The organism is Ruegeria sp. CH5 (assembly GCF_056537025.1).
On record NZ_JBQFQT010000005.1, the window covers coordinates 184,035 to 202,156 of the forward strand.

Consider the following 18,122-nt stretch of genomic DNA (forward strand, 5'->3'; position numbering starts at 1 on the left):
AGGGATCACGCCGGAAATCCCGCGATTTCTGCCGGTGACCAGAACGTGACTTGGCAAACCTGCCCGCAAGTCGCATGTATGGATCATGAGATCTCTGTTCAAACCCGTTCTGACCGTTGTTTCGGCTTGCCTGGCCCTGTCCGCACCTGCGCAGGGGCAATCGATCGACTCGATCGTCAGGCTGGACGTGATCGATGGCGGCCAATCCGAGGATGGAACCTATCTCACCGCGATCCGGCTGGATTTGGAACCCGGATGGAAGACCTATTGGCGGGCCCCTGGTGACGCCGGCATACCGCCTGAATTCGACTGGCGCCGGTCCGGCAATGTCGGCGCGGTTGCGATCACCTGGCCCACCCCGCATGTCTTTGACCAGAACGGTCTGAAGTCCATCGGCTACGAAACCCAGCTGGTGCTGCCGGTTCGGATTACGCCCAAGGACGCATCCAAACCGGTCCGGTTGCGGGGCGAAGTCGACTTGGGGGTGTGCAAGGATGTCTGCATTCCCGCATCGTTGAAATTCGACCACGAACTGGATGCGGGCGCGGCAAGGAATCCAGCGATTGCGGCTGCGCTGGCGCAACGGCCCTTCTCTGCACGCGAGGCTGGCGTTACTGGCGCGGCCTGTCGCCTGAGCCCGACCGCGGACGGTTTGCAGGTTCAGGTCCAGATCGACATGCCCTCGGCCGGTGGTGCCGAACTTGCGGTGATCGAGCCGGGGAACCCGGGCCTGTGGGCGTCGCAGACTGAAACCAAGCGGCAAGGCAACAGGCTGACCGCTACGACCGAGGTGATCAGCCCCGACGGTCAGTCCTTTGCGCTGGACCGGTCCGCCGTGCGGATCACGGTTCTGGGGACCAAACACGCGGTCGACATTCTGGGCTGCAGCGCGGGCTGAGCGGGTGCAGCAGGTTCCCCGGATCGGCGCACTGGCGGTTGTCGTAGATCAGGGCCATGTCCTGCTGGTGCAACGCAGCAAGGCCCCCGATGCCGGTCTCTGGGGGTTTCCGGGCGGCCATGTGGAGTGGGGCGAAACCGTCTTGCAGGCCGCCGCGCGCGAGTTGATGGAAGAAACCGGTATCGAAGCAACCCCGCAGGCATATCTGGGCAACCTTGATCTGCTGGTCCGGGATTCGGCCGGACAGATCACCGCCCACTACTTGCTGGTCGGCGTGTCCTGCCGCTTCGGATCCGGCACTCCGATCGCAGCGGACGATGCGCAGGACGCGCGTTGGTTCCCAATCCGGCAGGTGCTGGACCGCGACCTTGCGATGAGCGCCCGGGTGCCCGACCTTCTGTCTCAGGCACTGGCCCGGGATGAAAGCCTGACATAAAGCGCCGCGGACACGATCAGGCTGACGGCCAGAATGGCAACCGCACCGGCCGCGAACGCTCCCAGCCCCATTCTCAGCAACGCCAGACCGTCCTCGCCGCCGTACAGCCCGGACAGCACACCCAGCGGCGCGCCGGCCAGAACCGGCCAGACCATCGTGACCAGCAGCCAGAGGATCATCGCCCCGCCCGTCCCCGCGGCCGCGACCCGGACCACCTTGTCCGGCGCCCGCAGGGCGCGGCGCATCGCCGTCATCGGGCGAGAGATATCACTCAGGATCGCCAGCAACGCGGGAACCAGGAGCAGCACCAGCACCATGCCGAACCCGAGCCCGTAGACCAGCGTGATCACCGTGGGTTTGAGGAATTGCGCCTGCTGCGACCCTTCGTACAGCAACGGGGCCAGCCCCATCACCGTCGTCAGCGTGGTCAGCATCACCGGCCGCAACCGGTCAGCGGTGCCTTCTATGATCGAGGGCACCAGCCCGCGATCCTGCTGATACCCATCAATGGTCGTTATCAAAACGATCGAGTCATTGATGATGATCCCGGTCATGCCCAACAGGCCGACGACCGTGAACATGCTTAGCGGAACGCCCCAGATGTAATGCCCCCAGATGGTGCCGACCAGACCAAAGGGAATGATCGCCATCACCACCAGCGGCCTTGTCCAACTGGCGAAGATCCACGCCAGAACAAGGTAGATTCCGGTCAGGCACAGGATCAGACCGGTGCGCGCCTCGGTCAGGAACTCGTCCTCCTGTTCGCTCAGACCGGCCATGCGCCACTCGACCTGATACTCGGCGGCGATATCAGGCAGGATTTCCTCGCGCATGGCGCGGGTGATTTCCGCCGCCTGGGCCGGGTCATCCTCGGAAATGTCCCCGTTCACTGCGATCACACGCAGGCCATTTTCCCGGCGCACCGTCGAGAACCCAGACTCGCGCTTGACCGAGACGATGTCAGCCAGCGGGACATAAACCCCGTCCGGTGAACGCATCAACGTGTGTTCCAAGAAATCGGCGGTCAGCTCGCTTTCGGGCAGTTCGACCCGGATCTCGGCGCTGCGAGGACCGTCAGGGAATGTCGCCGCCTCGATCCCGTTCAGACGGTGACGCAGAACCCGGCCCAATGTCTCGATGCGGAAGCCCAGCGCCTCGCCCTGTGCCGTCAGATCCAGAATGTACTCTTCCTTGTCATAGGCCAGATTGTCTTCCAGCGCTGAAACCTCGGGGTATTTCGACAGTTCCGCCTGCAGGGCCTCGGACGCGGATTTCAGTGTGTTCACGTCCGCGCCGAAAAGCTGCACGTCGATGGCATCACCACCCGGACCCGAGCGCCAGCCGCGGAACGTCAGCAATTCGACCTTGGGATGGCGCGGCACGAATTCCTGCAGCTCGCCCACGAATTCAAAGCTGGAATAAGGCCGCAGGTCGGCATCGATCAGCTCGATCGAGATACCGCCCAGCAAATCGCCATCCTTGCCATCGGCGGCGGACAGACCATAACCGGCGCTCCCTCCGATCTCGGCCAGAACATAGTCGATCGGGTTGCGACCGTGGCGTTCTTCGTAGATCTGACCCAGCTCTTCCGTGGCGCGCTGCAGAATGTGCATCATTTCGATCGTGTCGGCGCGGGTAGCGCCTTCGGCCATGATGAAATTGCCGGTGACCGAGCCCCGCTCGGGCGCGTTGAAAAACCGCCAATTGACGTCGCCCTTAATGAACAGCGCTATCTGGCTGGCCAGAATGGCGATCATCAGGGCCACGACCACGTATCGCGCCCAGATTGCCCACGCCACCAAAGGTCGGAAAAGAGTGTCGCGCACCCAGCGAAAACCCCGGTTCACAACCCGGTTGGGCCAGTCATACCAGTGTTCCTTGGCCGAATGTGCGATAGCATGCGCCATGTGGTTCGGCAGGATCAGAAAACACTCGATCAACGATGCGATCAGTACAGCGATCACCGTAAAGGGAATGTCCCGGATCAGCTCTCCGAACCGTCCGCCAATGGCGGTCAGACCGAAAAAGGCGATCACGGTCGTGACCGTGGCCGCAAAAACCGGCATCGCCATGCGCCGGGCGGCGCGCTCGGCGGCAACGACCGGTGGCTCGCCCAGACGGCGGGCCCGGAAATCGGCGTGTTCCCCCACCACGATTGCATCATCCACCACGATACCCAGCGTGATGATAAGGCCGAACAACGAGACCATGTTGATCGACAGCCCGCCGATATACATGAAGGCGATGGCCGCCGACATCGCAACCGGGATACCGGCCGCGACCCAGAAAGCGATGCGCGCATTCAAGAACAGGAACAGCAGGCACACCACCAAGCCCAACCCGACCAGCCCGTTGTCGATCAGAATGTCCAATCGGTCGGTAATGGCCTGCGCCCGGGTACGGATCAGCTCGACCGAGATACCATCCGGCAGGCTCGCCTGCATCTCGGCCACCACATCCTCGACCGTGTGCTGAATGTCGATCGCATCACCCAGGTTCGACCGGTCCACCCGGACGGACATGGCCGGATTTTCGCCCACGAAATAGCTGCGATTGCGGGTAACGCCCTCGACCCGGATCTGCGCGACATCGCCGACCACCAGCTTGGACCCGTCCGGATAGGTGCGCAAAGCGATGCGCTCGATCTCCTCCGGGGTGCGTTTTTCCACGCCGGTGCGGATCCGGGCGTTTGCGCCGGTCACGTCCCCGGCCGGATTGGCCGTGACCTCGGCCGCGACCGCCGAGGCGATCTCGGACAGGGTGATGTCGTTGGCGATCAACTGCGCGGTGGGAACCTCGACCACGATGCGTGGGGCCGCAAGGCCGCGGATCGTGGTCCGCGTCACACCGGCAGCGAACAGCCGATTGATCAACTCATCTGTGAATTTGGCCAGCTGCCCGGTCTCGATCGGGCCGGTGAGGACAACATCCGTTACCCGGTCTCGCCAAGCGGCACGCCGGATGGACGGTTCTTCGGCATCCTCAGGCAGGTTGGTCACGCTGTCGACCGCGGTGCGCACTTCTTCGACGGCGCGGCTCATGTCCCAGTTGGGTTCAAATTCCAGCGCGATGCGGGCCGATCCTTCGCGGGAGGTCGACTCGGTGCTGGCAACGCCTTCGACCGCCAGCAATGCAGGTTCAAGGATCTGGACAATCCCGTTGTCCACATCCTCGGGCCCCGCACCATCCCATTCGACGTTGACATTGACCCGTTCCAGGATCACGTCCGGAAAGAACTGCGCCCGCATGTTCGGCGCCGAAGCCGCGCCAAGGACCAGCATGACCACCAGCAGAAGGTTGGCAATGGTCCGGTGACGCGTGAAGTAGCTGAGGATGCCGCTGGCCGCGCCCGGGATCTCGCGCATCATGGCGCCTATCCCCCGGCCCGGTTTTCAAGCCGCCGCAACAGAGACGACGGCACCTTTGCCTCACTCAACTGAGCAAGAACACGGGTCTTGGCGTCCTGGGACATGCGGTCGCTGGCCTCGACCTGCGCCACCAACCGCGCGCGGTGCTCGTCCGTCAGCTCGACCATGTCCGGCTCGACCGCGGCGCTGTCTTCGATGCGAACCGGGCGCACGCGGACCCCCGACCCCAGCAGCGGGGTCCGACCGACCACGACTTCGCGCCCTTCCAGCCCGACGCCGCGCAGCAGAACTTCGTCCCCTTGCCGGCGCACCAGCTCGACCGGGAGCGTTTCCAGCCGGTCGTCGTCGCCCAGCACCAGCACGGTGCCTTGCGCATCCAGAACCGAAGACGGGAGACGCACGACATTATCCAGCGGCTGTTCCTCGACCGAAACGGTCACGAAATCGCCGGGCTTGAACCCCGGCGCGGCATCAAGCCGGGCATAGAGCAATCGGCCGGTCTGGCCCTCGCCGGCCGACCCGCTGTCGCGGCTGATCCGACCGGTGGCGCTCAGGTCCGTGCCCGTCACCTCAAGCGAGATGGTCACCGGTGCCGGGATCAGCTTGCCCTGATCGTCCAGCAACCGCACGTATTGCGCGGTCGAAACGCGGAACGCGACCTCCAGCGCAAATGGGTCGACCAGTTCGGCCAGCTTTTCATTGGCCGTGACCAGGCGCCCTTCAACCAGCGTGACACCTGTCAGCGTCCCGTCGAACCGGGCGCGGATGGTCATGTCTTCCAGATCGCGTTCGGCCGATTCCAAAGCGATACGGGCCCGCGCCAGCAACGTCGTTGCCTGATCGACGCGGGACTCGGCCTGCGCCAAAGCGATGCGACGCGACAACACGGTTTGCCGGGCCGAGGCCGCGGCCAATTCGGCCTCTTCAACGCTGGCGGTCGCGCCCACGCCACGGTCCAGCAAATCCTTCTGGCGCTGCAGGGCCCGTTCCCGCAAATCCGATTGGGATTCGGCGGCCTTCAATTCATCCTGCGCCAAAAGCAGGGCGCGTTCGGCATCGCGTTCTTCAAACTGGGCATCCAGCAGGTCCGACCGCGCCCGGTCCAGCGCCGCCTGCGCATCGGCCGGGTCCAGCTCGACCAGAACTTCGCCTGCGCTCACAACCCCGCCATCCTCGAAGTTTTCCGCCAGCCCGATGACACGGCCACCCAGCGCCGCCCGCAATTCCAGACGCCTGCGGCTTTGAACTTCGCCGAATGCCTCCAGATAGGGGGTGGCGGTTTGTGGCTCGGCCTTCTGAACCGTGACGGCGAACACGCGTTCGCGCGCCTGCGGGGGTTTGTTGTCGCGGGTCATGACCTCTTGCACTGCGCCGGTGATCATCTGCGCCGCGACAATCAACAGCGCAAGCATCAGGGATGCCAGAAAGACACCGATGAGGCTCTGCCGCAGAAATCGCATAGATCTTTCACTCCGGTTGCAACGGGACGCAGTCTGTTAATAGGTAGCCGGGCCGGAAAAAATACCAACCCACAAGGCGGTTATGAGCCGTTAAACGTACGACCAGTCTACTTCCGTCGCAGATGTTCGTCCAATCTGGGCATGATTTCCACGAAATTGCAGGGCCGGTGGCGATAATCCAGCTGTTTTTCCAAAATGCCGTCCCAGGCATCCTTGCAGGCCCCTGGGCTGCCCGGCAGGGCAAACAGATAGGTTCCCCCGGCGACGCCACCTGTGGCCCGCGACTGTACAGCCGAGGTTCCGATCTTCTCCATCGAAATCAGGGTGAAGACGGTGCCAAAAGCCTCGATTTCCTTTTCGTAGACATCGCGATGCGCCTCGACCGTGACATCCCGCCCGGTCAAGCCGGTGCCGCCGGTCGAGATCACCACGTCAATCTCGGGGTCGGCGACCCACGCCCGCAACTGCTCGGCGATCTGGGCGCGCTCGTCCTGAATGATCTTGCGGTCGGCCACGGTGTGCCCCGAACGCTCGATCCGGTCGACCAAGGTTTGGCCCGAACGATCTTCGGCCAGTGACCGCGTGTCCGATACGGTCAGAACAGCGATGCGGATGGGGATGAATTCCATGGTTTCATCAATTCGGGACATGTCGTGTCAGGCTCTTTCCATGATGGCCAGCCGGGCCGCCAGCGCGACGAACACGCCACCACTGACCCAGCCGAGAATTCGCGACGCCCGCGGGCTTGAAATCAGCGCTCGCCCGGCGCCGCCGGCAAATGACCCCACCAGGGCATTCACGACGAACCCGCCCACAGCGATGATCGCGCCCAGCAGCAGAAACTGAGCCAGAACCGATCCGTTGGCCGGCGAGACGAATTGCGGAATGAAGGCCAGAACGAACAGAATGATCTTGGGATTCGTCATGTTGACAAGCATCCCCTCGCGAAAGGCATGGCCCGACGACTGCATTGGAGCGTCAGTCCGGACCGCACCGTTTCTGATGGTGCCCCAGGCCAGATACAACAGGTAGGCCACGCCCAGCCAGCGAATGACGTCGAACAGCCAGGGCATAGCCGCGACCGCCGCGCCAAGCCCCAGCCCAGCCAGCAGAACATGAACCATCAGACCGGTCGAAACACCCGCGCTGGCCACTATGGCCGACCGGGCACCGGACCGCAGCCCAAGCCCGAAACAGAACATCATGTCAGCCCCCGGCGTCATGTTCAGCGCTATGGCAGCTGGGATGAAGGTCAACAGCGTTGCGTATTCGATCATGGATCGACCTCAAACCAATTCACCTTGGGCCCAAGATTTGCGATCCGGGTGCGACCGATCTCGCCGCGATAACCCCAGCTGTCGTGGATATGACCGCACAGAGCAAAGTCAGGTTGAATCCGTTCCACCGCGTCGCGCACCGCGCTCGATCCGATCGATTGCCCCTGCGAGGTCCGGTCGCCTTTGCCCTTGGGCGGGGCATGCGTGATCAGGATGTCGGCCGACGGGCAGCGATTGAGCAGCTCTGCGGCCTCGGCTTCGGTCAGGTCGCAGGACCAGTCACCAAATGGAGTGACCGGTACGCCATAGCCAAGTCCGAACAGGCGCAGCCCGTCCACGGTCATGCCTGTTCCGTGCAGAACATGCACGCCGTCCGGCACGGCCGCCGCCAGTTCCTCGGCGCTTTCGGCGTTGCCGGGAACCAGAACCATCGGCGCGGATATGCCGGAAAGCATACCGATCGCCTCGTCCAGCCCCTGACGCATGTTGCAGTAATCACCAGCGCCGATCACCAGGTCAGCTTCGACGCTGGCTGCCACCAGTTCTGCAGCCCGATTGCGGGCCATGTGCAGGTCGGAAAAGGCCAGAACCTTCATCCCTTGTTCTCCAGATATGCGCGCAGATCCAAAAGATCGGCCCAGGCCTGGCGCTTGGCATGGGGCTGGCGCAGCAGATAGGCGGGGTGCAGCATGGGCAGAACGGGCAGATTCAGCGCCTGATCCCACTGCCCGCGCAGACGCGTTATGCCGCGCTTGTTCAGAACCGCCTGGCAGCTGATATTGCCCATCACCACCAGGACCTTTGGCTTGGACAGGGCCACGTGCCGCTCCAGAAACGGCTGCATCATCGCGATCTCGTCCGGCCGCGGGTCCCTGTTCTGCGGCGGACGCCAGGGCAGAACATTGGTGATGTAAACGTTTTTGGCGCGGTCCAAATCTATCGCGGCCAGCATCCGATCCAGCAGCTGCCCGGCGCGGCCAACGAACGGCTTTCCAGCGCGGTCTTCTTCACGGCCCGGGGCCTCGCCGACGATCATGACAGGCGCACCGGGTGTCCCATCAGCAAAGACCAACTGTCGCGCGCCACGTTTCAGATCGCAGTGTTCGAACGCCTCCAGAGCGGCGCGCAGCTGATCCAGAGACGATGCCGCAGACGCAGCCTTTTTTGCCTCGACGACCGGATCCGCCTTGGCGGGCTTTTGCACCGCGGGCTGCGCTGCGGCGGATTTTTTGACCTTTGGCGCGGTATCCGGCAATTCATAGCGGTCAACCGGTGCGTCGACGATCGCGTCGGTTACGCCCAGCTCAACCTGCCATTCCAGCAGGGCACGCGCGGTGTAGGGGTCAAGGGCCGATTCCATGACCATCAATCTACTCAGCTTTGCGGGAAGGGAAAGCAAATTGGCCTTGCCTTGGCGCATTGCCGGGCCGACGATGGTCCCCGTCATGACGCGAACCCTGGGCCTTCTGCTGATCACTCTGTTCGCCCTGCTGCCCGGCGGGTCGGAGGCACAGTCGTTTCTCAACAATCAAGGCCAATGCCGTGGGGGCCAGTTTCAGTGCGGTCTGAAATGCTGCTCGGTTGGCCAACGCTGCAGCTATGACGGGTTCTGCATTCAGGCCGGGGGCACCTATTGCGGCGGCGGGCGGTCCTGCGGGCCGTTCGAGAAATGCGTGGCCGGGGGCACCCGATGTGCGCCCGCGGGGGCAAACAAATGCGCTTCGCGGTTGGATTGCCCCAGCGGGTCCTTCTGCAACGCGCGCGGCGAATGCGAGCGCAGTTCGCCCGACTTCGACCCCTCTCCGCAACCAGCAACGCCCTGCGACGACGGGCGGACCTGCGCAGCCGGTTCGACCTGCCTGCCGGGCGGCGGCTGTACGCGCCCCGGCTGGTACCTGTGCGAAGAGACCGGATCGCAGTGCCGCACCGGCTTCAAATGCTCGGCCAATCAGGGCTGCGTGCCCAGAAAGGCCGTCGATTGCGGATACGGCAAATGGTGCCGGCCCGGCGAGCGGTGCCTGCCCGAAGGCGGATGCGAGAAACTGCCCGATGAGGACTGACTCCAGTTGCCCCGACGCGCTGCGCTTTCTATAAGCGGCGCGACTGTCAGACAGGAGCCCGGCCCATGCGTTTCGCCCATCGTCACCTACTTGGCATCGAGCATCTGTCCCAATCCGACATCACCGCCATTCTGGACCTGGCCGAAAAATACGTCGATCTGAACCGGCAATCGGCCAAGCACTCGGACGTTCTGGCGGGGCTGACCCAGATCAACATGTTCTTCGAGAACTCGACCCGCACGCAGGCCAGTTTCGAATTGGCGGGCAAGCGGCTGGGTGCGGATGTGATGAACATGGCGATGCAGGCCAGTTCGATCAAAAAGGGCGAGACCCTGATCGACACGGCGATGACGCTGAACGCCATGCATCCCGACCTGCTGGTAGTGCGGCATCCGCATTCGGGCGCGGTAGACCTGCTGGCGCAGAAGGTCAACTGCGCGGTGCTGAACGCCGGCGACGGGCGGCACGAGCACCCCACGCAGGCGCTGCTGGATGCGCTGACCATCCGGCGTGCCAAGGGGCGGCTGCACCGGTTGAACGTGGCGATCTGCGGGGATGTGGCCCATTCCCGCGTGGCGCGGTCAAACCTGATCCTGCTGGGCAAGATGGAAAACCGCATTCGCCTGATCGGCCCGCCGACGCTGGTGCCTGCGCAATTCGCCGAATTCGGGGCCGAGATCTATGACGACATGACCGAGGGCCTGCGCGACGTGGACGTGGTGATGATGCTGCGCCTTCAGAAAGAGCGGATGGATGGCGGGTTCATCCCGTCGGAACGGGAATACTACCACCGCTATGGCCTGGACGCCGCCAAGCTGGCGCTGGCCAAGCCGGACGCCATCGTGATGCATCCCGGCCCGATGAACCGCGGCGTCGAGATCGACGGGACGCTGGCTGACGACATCAACCGCTCGGTCATCCAGGAGCAGGTCGAGATGGGCGTCGCCGTGCGCATGGCCGCGATGGAACTGCTGGCCCGCAACCTGAAGGAGTCGGCATGAGCGATCTGGACATCTCGGCTGGTGAGCGCGGCGTGATCCGCCTGTTCGCGCTGGACATGCGCCCCGAAGAGGCGAAGTTCCTGCGCGAGCCCGGCGCGGCAGACCAGATCCTTGGCGTCACTGGGCTGGACCCCCAGCAGATCGACGTGTTTCCGGTGTCCGACCTCGAGGACCTGGGCCTCTACGGCTATCTCAGCGAGGGCTGCGGCGTGTCCGAGAACCAGCTGGACCGGGCCAAACTGGAGTCGGTCGACGGCTGGGTTTTGGTGCTGCGCAGCGCGGCCCTGAGCGCGCGCGCGGCCACGCTGAGCCCCGACCCGCGTCTGCGCCTGATCGGGCTCTACACCGAAGAGGCCACGAACTGGAGCGGCGGCACCATCGAGACCGAGAGCGCGCGACCCTACTCGGCCGCGCCGAGCCCGGTTTCGAGCGAGCAACCCCGCCGGACGGGATCGGCCGTGCTTGCCTTGATCATCCTGTTGGTCATCGGAGGTGCTCTGTGGCTGATCCTGTGACCTTTGCGCCGGACAAGGGCGCCTATGTCCGTACCAACGCCTGGTTGGCCGTGGGCGCGATGGCGGGGGCGATGCTCGTGCTGTGGCTGATCGGAAATCCCTATGTCTGGACCGGCGCCCCGGCCGGTCTGGCGGCGGTGGGCGTCCGGGCGTGGTACCTGGCCTCGGAGGAACTGGTGGCCAACTGGCAGATGACCTACACCACCCTGACCGGACCCGGCGGGCGCAGCGTGCCGCTGAACCAGATCGCGGCCGTGAATATCATGGGCAGCTTCGTGCAGATCGTCACCAAAGGCGGCGACAAGCACCTGATCAAGTACCAGGCCGACCCGGCCGCCACCAAAGCCGCGATTGAAAGGGCAATGGCATGACCAACCTGATCTTCACCAACGCCCGCCTGATCGACCCCGAAGCCGGAACCGACGCCCTGGGCTGGCTGCATGTGGCCGACGGGCGCATCTTGGCCAGCGGCGACGGTCTGGCGCCCGAGGCGGACGCGCAGGTGATTGATTGCGGCGGTCAGTGTCTGGCCCCCGGCATCGTCGATATCGGCGTCAAGGTCTGCGAGCCGGGCGAGCGACACAAGGAAAGCTACAAATCCGCGGGCCTTGCCGCCGCGGCCGGAGGCGTGACCACAATGGTCACCCGCCCCGACACCCTGCCTGCGATCGACACGCCGGAAACGCTCGAGTTCGTCACCCGACGCGCGCAGGCCGACACGCCCGTCAACGTGCTGACCATGGCCGCACTGACCAAGGGCCGCGACGGGCGCGAGATGACCGAGATCGGGTTTCTGATGGATGCGGGCGCGGTGGCTTTTACAGACTGCGACCATGTGGTGACGGACACCAAGGTATTTTCCCGCGCGCTGACCTATGCCCGGGCCTGCGGCGCGCTTGTCATCGCCCACCCACAGGACCCGGGCCTGAGCCATGGCGCCGCGGCCACCAGCGGTAAGTTCGCCGCCCTGCGCGGTCTGCCCGCCGTTTCGCCCATGGCCGAGCGCATGGGGCTGGACCGCGACATCGCCTTGCTGGAAATGACCGGCGCGGCCTATCACGCCGATCAGATCACCACGGCCCGCGCCCTGCCCGCACTGGAACGGGCCAAGCGCAACGGGCTGGACATCACCGCCGGCACCTCGATCCATCACCTGACGCTGAACGAGCTGGACGTGGCGGACTATCGCACCTTCTTCAAGGTCAAGCCGCCGCTGCGCTCCGAGGATGACCGGCAGGCGGTGATCGAGGCCGTGCGCTCCGGCCTGATCGACACGATCAGCTCGATGCACACGCCGCAGGACGAGGAGAGCAAACGCCTCCCGTTCGAAGAGGCGGCCTCGGGCGCAGTTGCGTTGGAAACCCTACTGCCGGCCGCACTGCGCCTGTATCATGCCGATCAACTGGACCTGCCGACGCTGTTCCGCGCCATGACCCTGAATCCGGCGAAACGACTAGGGCTGGACTGCGGCCGCCTCAGCGAGGGCGCCCCGGCCGATCTGGTTCTGTTCGACCCGAATGTGCCCTTCGTGCTGGACCGGTTCACGCTGAAATCGAAATCGCAGAACACCCCGTTTGACGGACAGCGGATGCAGGGTAAGGTCACCGCAACCTACGTTGCAGGCAAAGAAATTTTCCGGAGACCCTGATGCCCGTTTTCGACAGCACGACGACCCAACTGATTATCTGGGCCGCGATCGGATACCTGATGGGGTCGGTGCCCTATGGCATGATCGTTGCGCGGGTGATGGGGCTGGGCAACCTGCGCCAGATCGGATCCGGCAATATCGGTGCCACCAACGTGTTGCGCACCGGCAGCAAGGCGGCGGCGGCGCTGACCCTTCTGTTCGACGCCGGCAAAGGCGCGGTCGCGGTCCTGCTGGCCCGGGCACTGGCCGGCGACGATGCCGCCCAGGTCGCGGCGCTGGCGGCTTTTGTCGGCCATTGCTACCCGGTCTGGCTGAGCTTCAAGGGCGGCAAGGGCGTGGCAACTTTCCTGGGCCTGTGGCTGGCGCTGGACTGGCGGGTGGGCGTTGCGTGCTGTCTGACATGGCTGGTCGCTGCTGCGATCTGGCGGATCTCATCCCTCGGCGCGCTGGCCGCGGCAGCCCTGTCGACAACATGGGTGATGATCCTGACGGACGGGTCGACCTTTTTGTTGGGCGTCGTTCTGACGCTGCTGATTTACTGGCGCCACCGCGAGAATCTGGCCCGCATCAAGGCGGGAACAGAGCCCAAGATCGGGAAATCGTGACCGCGCCGACCGACTTTTTGGACGCATTCTTTGCCTTGCCGGCGGGTTCCTTCACCGGAACCGCAAACGGTCGAAGCTACTCGGTCACGCGGCTGGCGATGGCGGGCGGCAAATCGCACAAGCTGGTCGCCCATGAACGGGGTGGCGCAGACTACATCAGTATGAACCTGTACCTGACGGATCAGAGCGGCGCTTTGCTGCGCCCCTGCGAGATGCTTGCCGCCAAGGTCGTACGCTTTGTTCTTGCCCTGGTACCCGACAGCTGAACCGCGGACCGACCTGCGCAGGCGAACAGACCGCTTGGCATTTCCGCACATTCACGTTTGATTGCTTTGAACGTGATCGCTGCCTTTCCCACCTCAGTTTCCGTGACGCTCAATTACCGGGTGCACGAAACGCAATTTCGGTGCTGGAACGCCCGCGCTTGGACATGCCGGGCAGCCCCGATCACGAAAGGTGGAACCATGAACAAGATCAAATCCCTGTTGGGCGGCGTGGCGCTGTCCGTGGCAATCGCAAGCTCGGCCCTGGCGGCCGGCGTGGAAATCAACGCCTCGTCGACCGGCCTGGCGATGCAGGGTTACGACCCTGTGGCCTATTTCACCGAAGGCGAGCCGACCAAAGGCAGCTACAAGATCACGGCGTTGCACAACGATGCGCTATACCGTTTTGCCACCGAAGAGAACAAGGCCGCGTTCGAAGCCAATCCCGAGGCCTACCTGCCCGCCTACGGCGGCTACTGTGCCTTCGGAGCAGCCATGGGGTTCAAGTTTGACGGCGATCCGACCTACTGGAAAATCGTGGACAACAAATTGTACCTCAACCTGTCGGAAGACATCCAGCAGCGTTGGGAAGGCGACATCCCCGGCTTCATCGAAAAAGCCAGCGTCAACTGGGAAACGATCGCCGACAAGGATCCGGCCGAACTGCAGCAATAATCTGCTGAACTGGCGGCAGAATGCCTCTGCCGCCGATCGTGATTTGAAGCCCCACGACCCCGAACCTATCTGATCAGAACAACACTCCAAAAGGGCGGCAAGCCGCAGACCTTGCGGAAATCCGGGTCGGAATAACAGCGAAAAACCAATGATCCGGTCCACCGACCGGAACGTAATGATCAATACAAACCTTCAGGCCAACCAAAGGCCGAGGCAGATAACTTCCAACGAAAGGATAGCAAGATGACGAGCAAACTGGCACTTTTGACCACTGTTGCAACTTTTGCAGCCGGCACCGCCATGGCGCAGTCCTCGGGCGATTGGACCGGATTCTATGCAGGTGCGCAGGTCGGCTACGCGGATATCGGCACCAGCCTGTCCGGTGTGGACGGAGACGGCGCCATCGGCGGTCTCATCCTTGGTTACGACTATGATCTGGGCGATTGGGTCGTGGGCGGCGGCTTTGACTATGACTGGTCTGATGTCGACCTTTCGGGTGCGGCAACGGTCGAAGACGTCTGGCGGCTGAAAGCCCGCGCCGGCTACAAGGTCAACCCGCAGGGGCTGCTGTATGGTGTCGCCGGTTACGCGGATGCGGGAACCGACACGCTGGGCAGCGACGATGGTTGGTTCATCGGCGCCGGCTATGAACAGATCGTCGCGCCGAACGTCAGCATCGCGGGCGAGCTGCTGTACCACGAGTTCGACAATTTCAACTCGACCGGTGTCGACGTGGATGCAACCACGTTCCAGATCCGGGCGGCATACCGCTTCTGATCCCTCGCGCAGAATCGAACGGGCCCGGCACGGCGTGCCGGGCCTTTTTCATGGCACAAGGATCGTGCTTCCGGTTGTCTGCCGCGCCTCCAGTGCGCGGTGCGCCTCGGCAACCTGATCCAGTTCGAAGCGTTGATCGATGTGAATCTTGACCTCGGCGCCGGCCACCTTGCCGAACAGCCGCCGGGCCATGGCCTGACACACGGAATGGTCCGCGATATGGGTGAACAGCGTCGGCCGGGTGATCTTCAACGACCCTTTCTGCCCAAGAATGCCGATGTTGAACGGTGGCACGGGTCCAGACGCATTGCCGAAGGAAATCATCATCCCCAATGGCTTGAGGCAGTCCAGCGAGCCTTCGAACGTATCGGCACCGACAGAGTCCATGACCGCATCGACCCCTTTGCCGCCGGTAATCTCGGCCACGCGGGACGCAAAATCCTCGGTCCGGTAGTTGATGCAGTGTGTGGCGCCGTTGAACTGGGCCAGACGGCACTTGTCATCGGTCCCGGCCGTGCCGATCAGCTTGATGCCTTCGGATTTGGCCCACTGGCACGCGATCAGGCCGACACCCCCGGCGGCGGCATGGAACAGAACCGTATCACCACGTTTCAGCGGCGTGGTGCGGTGAAACAAGTATTCAACCGTCAAGCCCTTGAGCATCATGGCCGCCGCGGTCTCGAATGAGATTCCGCCGGGCAAGGGGCACACCTGCGACGCGGGCATCACCCGCGCTTCGCAATAGGCACCGGCCGGCACCGCTGCATAGGCCGCCCGCTGGCCCGGTTTCAGATGCGTCACGCCTTCGCCGACCGCCTCGATCACCCCGGCGGCTTCCATTCCCAGCGCGTGCGGCAGTTCCATCGGATACAGACCGGTCCGCTGGTAGACATCAATAAAATTCAGACCGCAGGCGTGATGGCGGATCCGAACTTCACCCGGTCCCGGGTCACCCAACGGTCTATCCTCGATCTTCAGCACCTCGGGGCCGCCGGTTTCGTGAATGACTACGGTACGCGCCGTTTTCAGCATGCTGACCTCCTTTTGCCTGGATCCAAGCTATCACTTCGGCGCCGCAGGGCAATCCGGCGATCTCGCAAGGGTGAACCAGGATTGGAAAAAACTGTGGTACACTAGGGTCAGGCGTTGCCGGGTCATCCGGCCACGGGCAACTTTTCGCCGGATGCATCCTGCGGCGCACCTGCGCCAAGGAAAGGGATGACAATGGCAAAGACAATCGGAAACCCGATCAGTTGGACCGCGCAGCAACTCGGCGCGACCAGCGATCACATCGCTGAAAACGTAACGGGCATCGGCAGCGCTGACACCCAGCATCTGCCGACGGTACAAACGCTGACGTTGCAAGACTTGCGAGAGTGCCTGCGCGCCGGATACGAAGACTTTCTGGCGATCCGGGCCGATGCCATTTTCATCGTTCTGATCTACCCGATCGCGGGGCTTTTGATGTTCGGATTCGCGATGCAAGCCAACATGGTGCCACTTCTGGCTCCTCTGGTGGCCGGGTTTGCGCTGATCGGTCCGGTCGCTGCACTGGGCTTGTATGAGATCAGCCGCAAGCGGGAACAGGGGCACGAGGTTCACTGGCTGGACGCGTTGGGTGTTTTTCGATCCCCCTCGTTCGGCGCCATACTGGCACTGGCCTTTTACCTTGTCATGCTGTTGCTGGTCTGGCTGATGGTGGCACACGGCATCTATATCGAAACACTGGGTCCGCAGCCGCCAGAGACGCTGGGCCAATTTCTGACACGGGCTCTGACCACCGGCCCCGGCTGGACCATGATCATCGTCGGATCGGCGGTTGGGTTTCTGTTTGCTCTGGTGGCCTTGGCCGTCAGCGTTGTCAGCTTCCCGTTGCTGCTTGACCGCAAGGTCGGCCTGCCCGTGGCCGTGGTCACCTCGGTCCGGGTCCTGCGGCACAATCCGACCGTGATCCTGACCTGGGGTTTCATCGTCGCCGCGCTGCTGGTTCTTGGTGCGATCCCGCTGCTTTTGGGCCTGATCGTCGCAATGCCTGTCTTGGGGCACGCGACATGGCACCTGTACAGACGCGCCATCGCCTGAGCAAAGCGCGGGGCAACCCCCGCACCGACATGCCTAGCCTGATACTTTCAAGACGATCTTGCCAATGTGGCCGGAGCTTTCCATGCGGGCATGTGCAGCGGCGGCATCGGCCAGATCGAATTCGCTGTCCATGACCGGGGCAACTTTTCCAGCCTCAAGCAGCGGCCAGACCGCCTCATGCAGATCCTGCGCGATGCGTGCTTTGGCCAAATCGCTCTGTGGCCGTAGCGTGCTGCCGGTCAGGGTCAGGCGTTTGACCATCATCAGCGCAAAGTTCAACTCAACGACGGGCCCTTGCAGAAACGCGATCTGAACCAGCCTGCCATCTTCGGCCAACGCCTTGACGTTGCGAGGGATGTAATCGCCGCCAACCATGTCGAGAATCAGATCCGCCCCACCTTCGGCCCGCATGGCAGCAACAAAATCCTCGGACTTGTAGTTGATCGCCCTCTCGGCCCCCAGGTCCAGACAGGCCTGGCATTTCTCGTCCGAACCGGCCGTCACGAAGACCCGGGCTCCGAAAGCGTTGGCCAGCTGAATTGCCGTGGTGCCGATCCCGCTCGATCCCCCGTGTACAAGAAACCGTTCGCCAGCCTTCAGCCCGCCACGAGTGAACACGTTTGACCAGACCGTAAAGAAGGTTTCGGGCAGGCAGGCGGCCTGTTTCAGGCTCAGGCCCGAGGGCACAGGCAGGCAATGTGCCGCCGGTGTTACCACGTATTCTGCATACCCGCCGCCAGGCAACAACGCACAGACCTGATCCCCCAATGCCAACCCCGAGACGCCGGACCCGATGGCCACCACCTCGCCCGAAGCCTCGAGCCCGGGAAGGTCGCTGGCCCCCGGCGGCGGATCATAGGCCCCGGCCCGCTGCAGAGCGTCTGGGCGATTGACGCCGGCATAGGCCACTTTCAAAACCACCTGACCATGACCCGGCTCGGGCATGGGGCGTTCCGTCAGCTTGAGAACGTCCGGACCTCCGGGCGTGGTGATCTCAATGGCGCGCATCATCTGGGGCATTGGCAAAACTCCTTTGCGCAATGGGTATCAGGCGAAT

20 protein-coding genes are annotated in these 18,122 nt (G+C 63.5%); 12 read left to right on the forward strand and 8 right to left on the reverse strand.

The window, feature by feature from the left end:
• Positions 1-85 precede the first annotated feature (85 nt).
• The gene (locus tag ACR0JC_RS15805; protein ID WP_170342996.1) at positions 86-898 is read left to right on the forward strand and encodes a protein-disulfide reductase DsbD domain-containing protein; all 813 of its coding nucleotides are present in this window, start codon (positions 86-88) and stop codon (positions 896-898) included.
• A gap of 4 nt (positions 899-902) precedes the next feature.
• Entirely contained in the window at positions 903-1,334 is a 432-nt protein-coding gene (locus ACR0JC_RS15810) for an NUDIX hydrolase (protein ID WP_170342998.1), read from the forward strand.
• Here the strand turns inward: ACR0JC_RS15810 and ACR0JC_RS15815 are convergent.
• From ACR0JC_RS15815 to ACR0JC_RS15840, 6 genes are all read right to left on the reverse strand, one after another.
• Complete coding sequence (locus tag ACR0JC_RS15815) at positions 1,301-4,702, reverse strand: efflux RND transporter permease subunit (protein ID WP_170343000.1); 3,402 nt, start codon at positions 4,700-4,702, stop codon at positions 1,301-1,303. The two genes, ACR0JC_RS15810 and ACR0JC_RS15815, sit on opposite strands and share 34 nt — an antisense overlap.
• A gap of 5 nt (positions 4,703-4,707) precedes the next feature.
• The gene (locus ACR0JC_RS15820; RefSeq protein ID WP_170343002.1) at positions 4,708-6,162 is read right to left on the reverse strand and encodes an efflux RND transporter periplasmic adaptor subunit; all 1,455 of its coding nucleotides are present in this window, start codon (positions 6,160-6,162) and stop codon (positions 4,708-4,710) included.
• A 107-nt stretch (positions 6,163-6,269) separates the two neighbouring features.
• Complete coding sequence (gene moaB, locus ACR0JC_RS15825) at positions 6,270-6,812, reverse strand: molybdenum cofactor biosynthesis protein B (RefSeq protein WP_170343004.1); 543 nt, start codon at positions 6,810-6,812, stop codon at positions 6,270-6,272.
• Between the two features lie 6 nt (positions 6,813-6,818).
• Positions 6,819-7,439 carry a LysE family translocator gene (locus tag ACR0JC_RS15830; protein ID WP_170343006.1) on the reverse strand — a complete coding sequence of 207 codons (621 nt, stop codon included), beginning with the start codon at positions 7,437-7,439 and terminating at the stop codon, positions 6,819-6,821.
• Positions 7,436-8,035, reverse strand: coding sequence for a metallophosphoesterase family protein (locus ACR0JC_RS15835; RefSeq protein ID WP_170343008.1), 600 nt, complete (start codon positions 8,033-8,035; stop codon positions 7,436-7,438). Before ACR0JC_RS15835 ends, ACR0JC_RS15830 begins: the two co-directional genes overlap by 4 nt.
• Positions 8,032-8,799, reverse strand: coding sequence for a uracil-DNA glycosylase (locus ACR0JC_RS15840; RefSeq protein ID WP_170343010.1), 768 nt, complete (start codon positions 8,797-8,799; stop codon positions 8,032-8,034). Before ACR0JC_RS15840 ends, ACR0JC_RS15835 begins: the two co-directional genes overlap by 4 nt.
• Before the next feature lie 85 nt (positions 8,800-8,884).
• Between ACR0JC_RS15840 and ACR0JC_RS15845 the strand changes: the two genes are divergently transcribed.
• From ACR0JC_RS15845 to ACR0JC_RS15885, 9 genes are all read left to right on the forward strand, one after another.
• Positions 8,885-9,499 carry a scavenger receptor class F, member 2 gene (locus ACR0JC_RS15845; protein WP_170343012.1) on the forward strand — a complete coding sequence of 205 codons (615 nt, stop codon included), beginning with the start codon at positions 8,885-8,887 and terminating at the stop codon, positions 9,497-9,499.
• 65 nt (positions 9,500-9,564) lie between these two features.
• On the forward strand, positions 9,565-10,500 hold the full coding sequence (locus ACR0JC_RS15850; RefSeq protein WP_170343014.1) for an aspartate carbamoyltransferase catalytic subunit: 936 nt from the start codon (positions 9,565-9,567) through the stop codon (positions 10,498-10,500).
• On the forward strand, positions 10,497-11,015 hold the full coding sequence (locus ACR0JC_RS15855) for a hypothetical protein (RefSeq protein ID WP_170343016.1): 519 nt from the start codon (positions 10,497-10,499) through the stop codon (positions 11,013-11,015). Before ACR0JC_RS15850 ends, ACR0JC_RS15855 begins: the two co-directional genes overlap by 4 nt.
• Positions 11,000-11,386 (forward strand): hypothetical protein, encoded by a 387-nt coding sequence (locus tag ACR0JC_RS15860; RefSeq protein ID WP_367647313.1) that lies wholly within the window; start codon positions 11,000-11,002, stop codon positions 11,384-11,386. The genes ACR0JC_RS15855 and ACR0JC_RS15860 overlap by 16 nt, the downstream gene beginning before the upstream one ends.
• Positions 11,383-12,663: a dihydroorotase gene (gene pyrC / locus ACR0JC_RS15865; protein WP_170343018.1), complete on the forward strand. Its 1,281-nt coding sequence runs from the start codon at positions 11,383-11,385 to the stop codon at positions 12,661-12,663. The genes ACR0JC_RS15860 and pyrC overlap by 4 nt, the downstream gene beginning before the upstream one ends.
• The gene (plsY, locus tag ACR0JC_RS15870; RefSeq protein WP_093963548.1) at positions 12,663-13,268 is read left to right on the forward strand and encodes a glycerol-3-phosphate 1-O-acyltransferase PlsY; all 606 of its coding nucleotides are present in this window, start codon (positions 12,663-12,665) and stop codon (positions 13,266-13,268) included. Before pyrC ends, plsY begins: the two co-directional genes overlap by 1 nt.
• Entirely contained in the window at positions 13,265-13,534 is a 270-nt protein-coding gene (locus ACR0JC_RS15875) for a hypothetical protein (protein WP_093963549.1), read from the forward strand. Before plsY ends, ACR0JC_RS15875 begins: the two co-directional genes overlap by 4 nt.
• 198 nt (positions 13,535-13,732) lie before the next feature.
• Positions 13,733-14,206 carry a YHS domain-containing (seleno)protein gene (locus tag ACR0JC_RS15880; RefSeq protein ID WP_093963550.1) on the forward strand — a complete coding sequence of 158 codons (474 nt, stop codon included), beginning with the start codon at positions 13,733-13,735 and terminating at the stop codon, positions 14,204-14,206.
• A gap of 243 nt (positions 14,207-14,449) precedes the next feature.
• Positions 14,450-14,983 carry an outer membrane protein gene (locus ACR0JC_RS15885; RefSeq protein WP_093963551.1) on the forward strand — a complete coding sequence of 178 codons (534 nt, stop codon included), beginning with the start codon at positions 14,450-14,452 and terminating at the stop codon, positions 14,981-14,983.
• A gap of 48 nt (positions 14,984-15,031) precedes the next feature.
• Here ACR0JC_RS15885 and ACR0JC_RS15890 read toward each other — a convergent pair whose 3' ends face one another.
• Positions 15,032-16,015, reverse strand: a complete 984-nt coding sequence (locus tag ACR0JC_RS15890; RefSeq protein WP_170343020.1) for a quinone oxidoreductase family protein — start codon at positions 16,013-16,015, stop codon at positions 15,032-15,034.
• 192 nt (positions 16,016-16,207) lie between these two features.
• Here ACR0JC_RS15890 and ACR0JC_RS15895 point away from each other — a divergent pair, with 192 nt between their 5' ends.
• Positions 16,208-17,065, forward strand: coding sequence for a DUF2189 domain-containing protein (locus ACR0JC_RS15895; RefSeq protein ID WP_170343022.1), 858 nt, complete (start codon positions 16,208-16,210; stop codon positions 17,063-17,065).
• A 33-nt stretch (positions 17,066-17,098) separates the two neighbouring features.
• Here the strand turns inward: ACR0JC_RS15895 and ACR0JC_RS15900 are convergent, their stop codons facing one another.
• Positions 17,099-18,085, reverse strand: a complete 987-nt coding sequence (locus tag ACR0JC_RS15900; RefSeq protein WP_170343024.1) for an NAD(P)H-quinone oxidoreductase — start codon at positions 18,083-18,085, stop codon at positions 17,099-17,101.
• Positions 18,086-18,122: the final 37 nt, after the last annotated feature.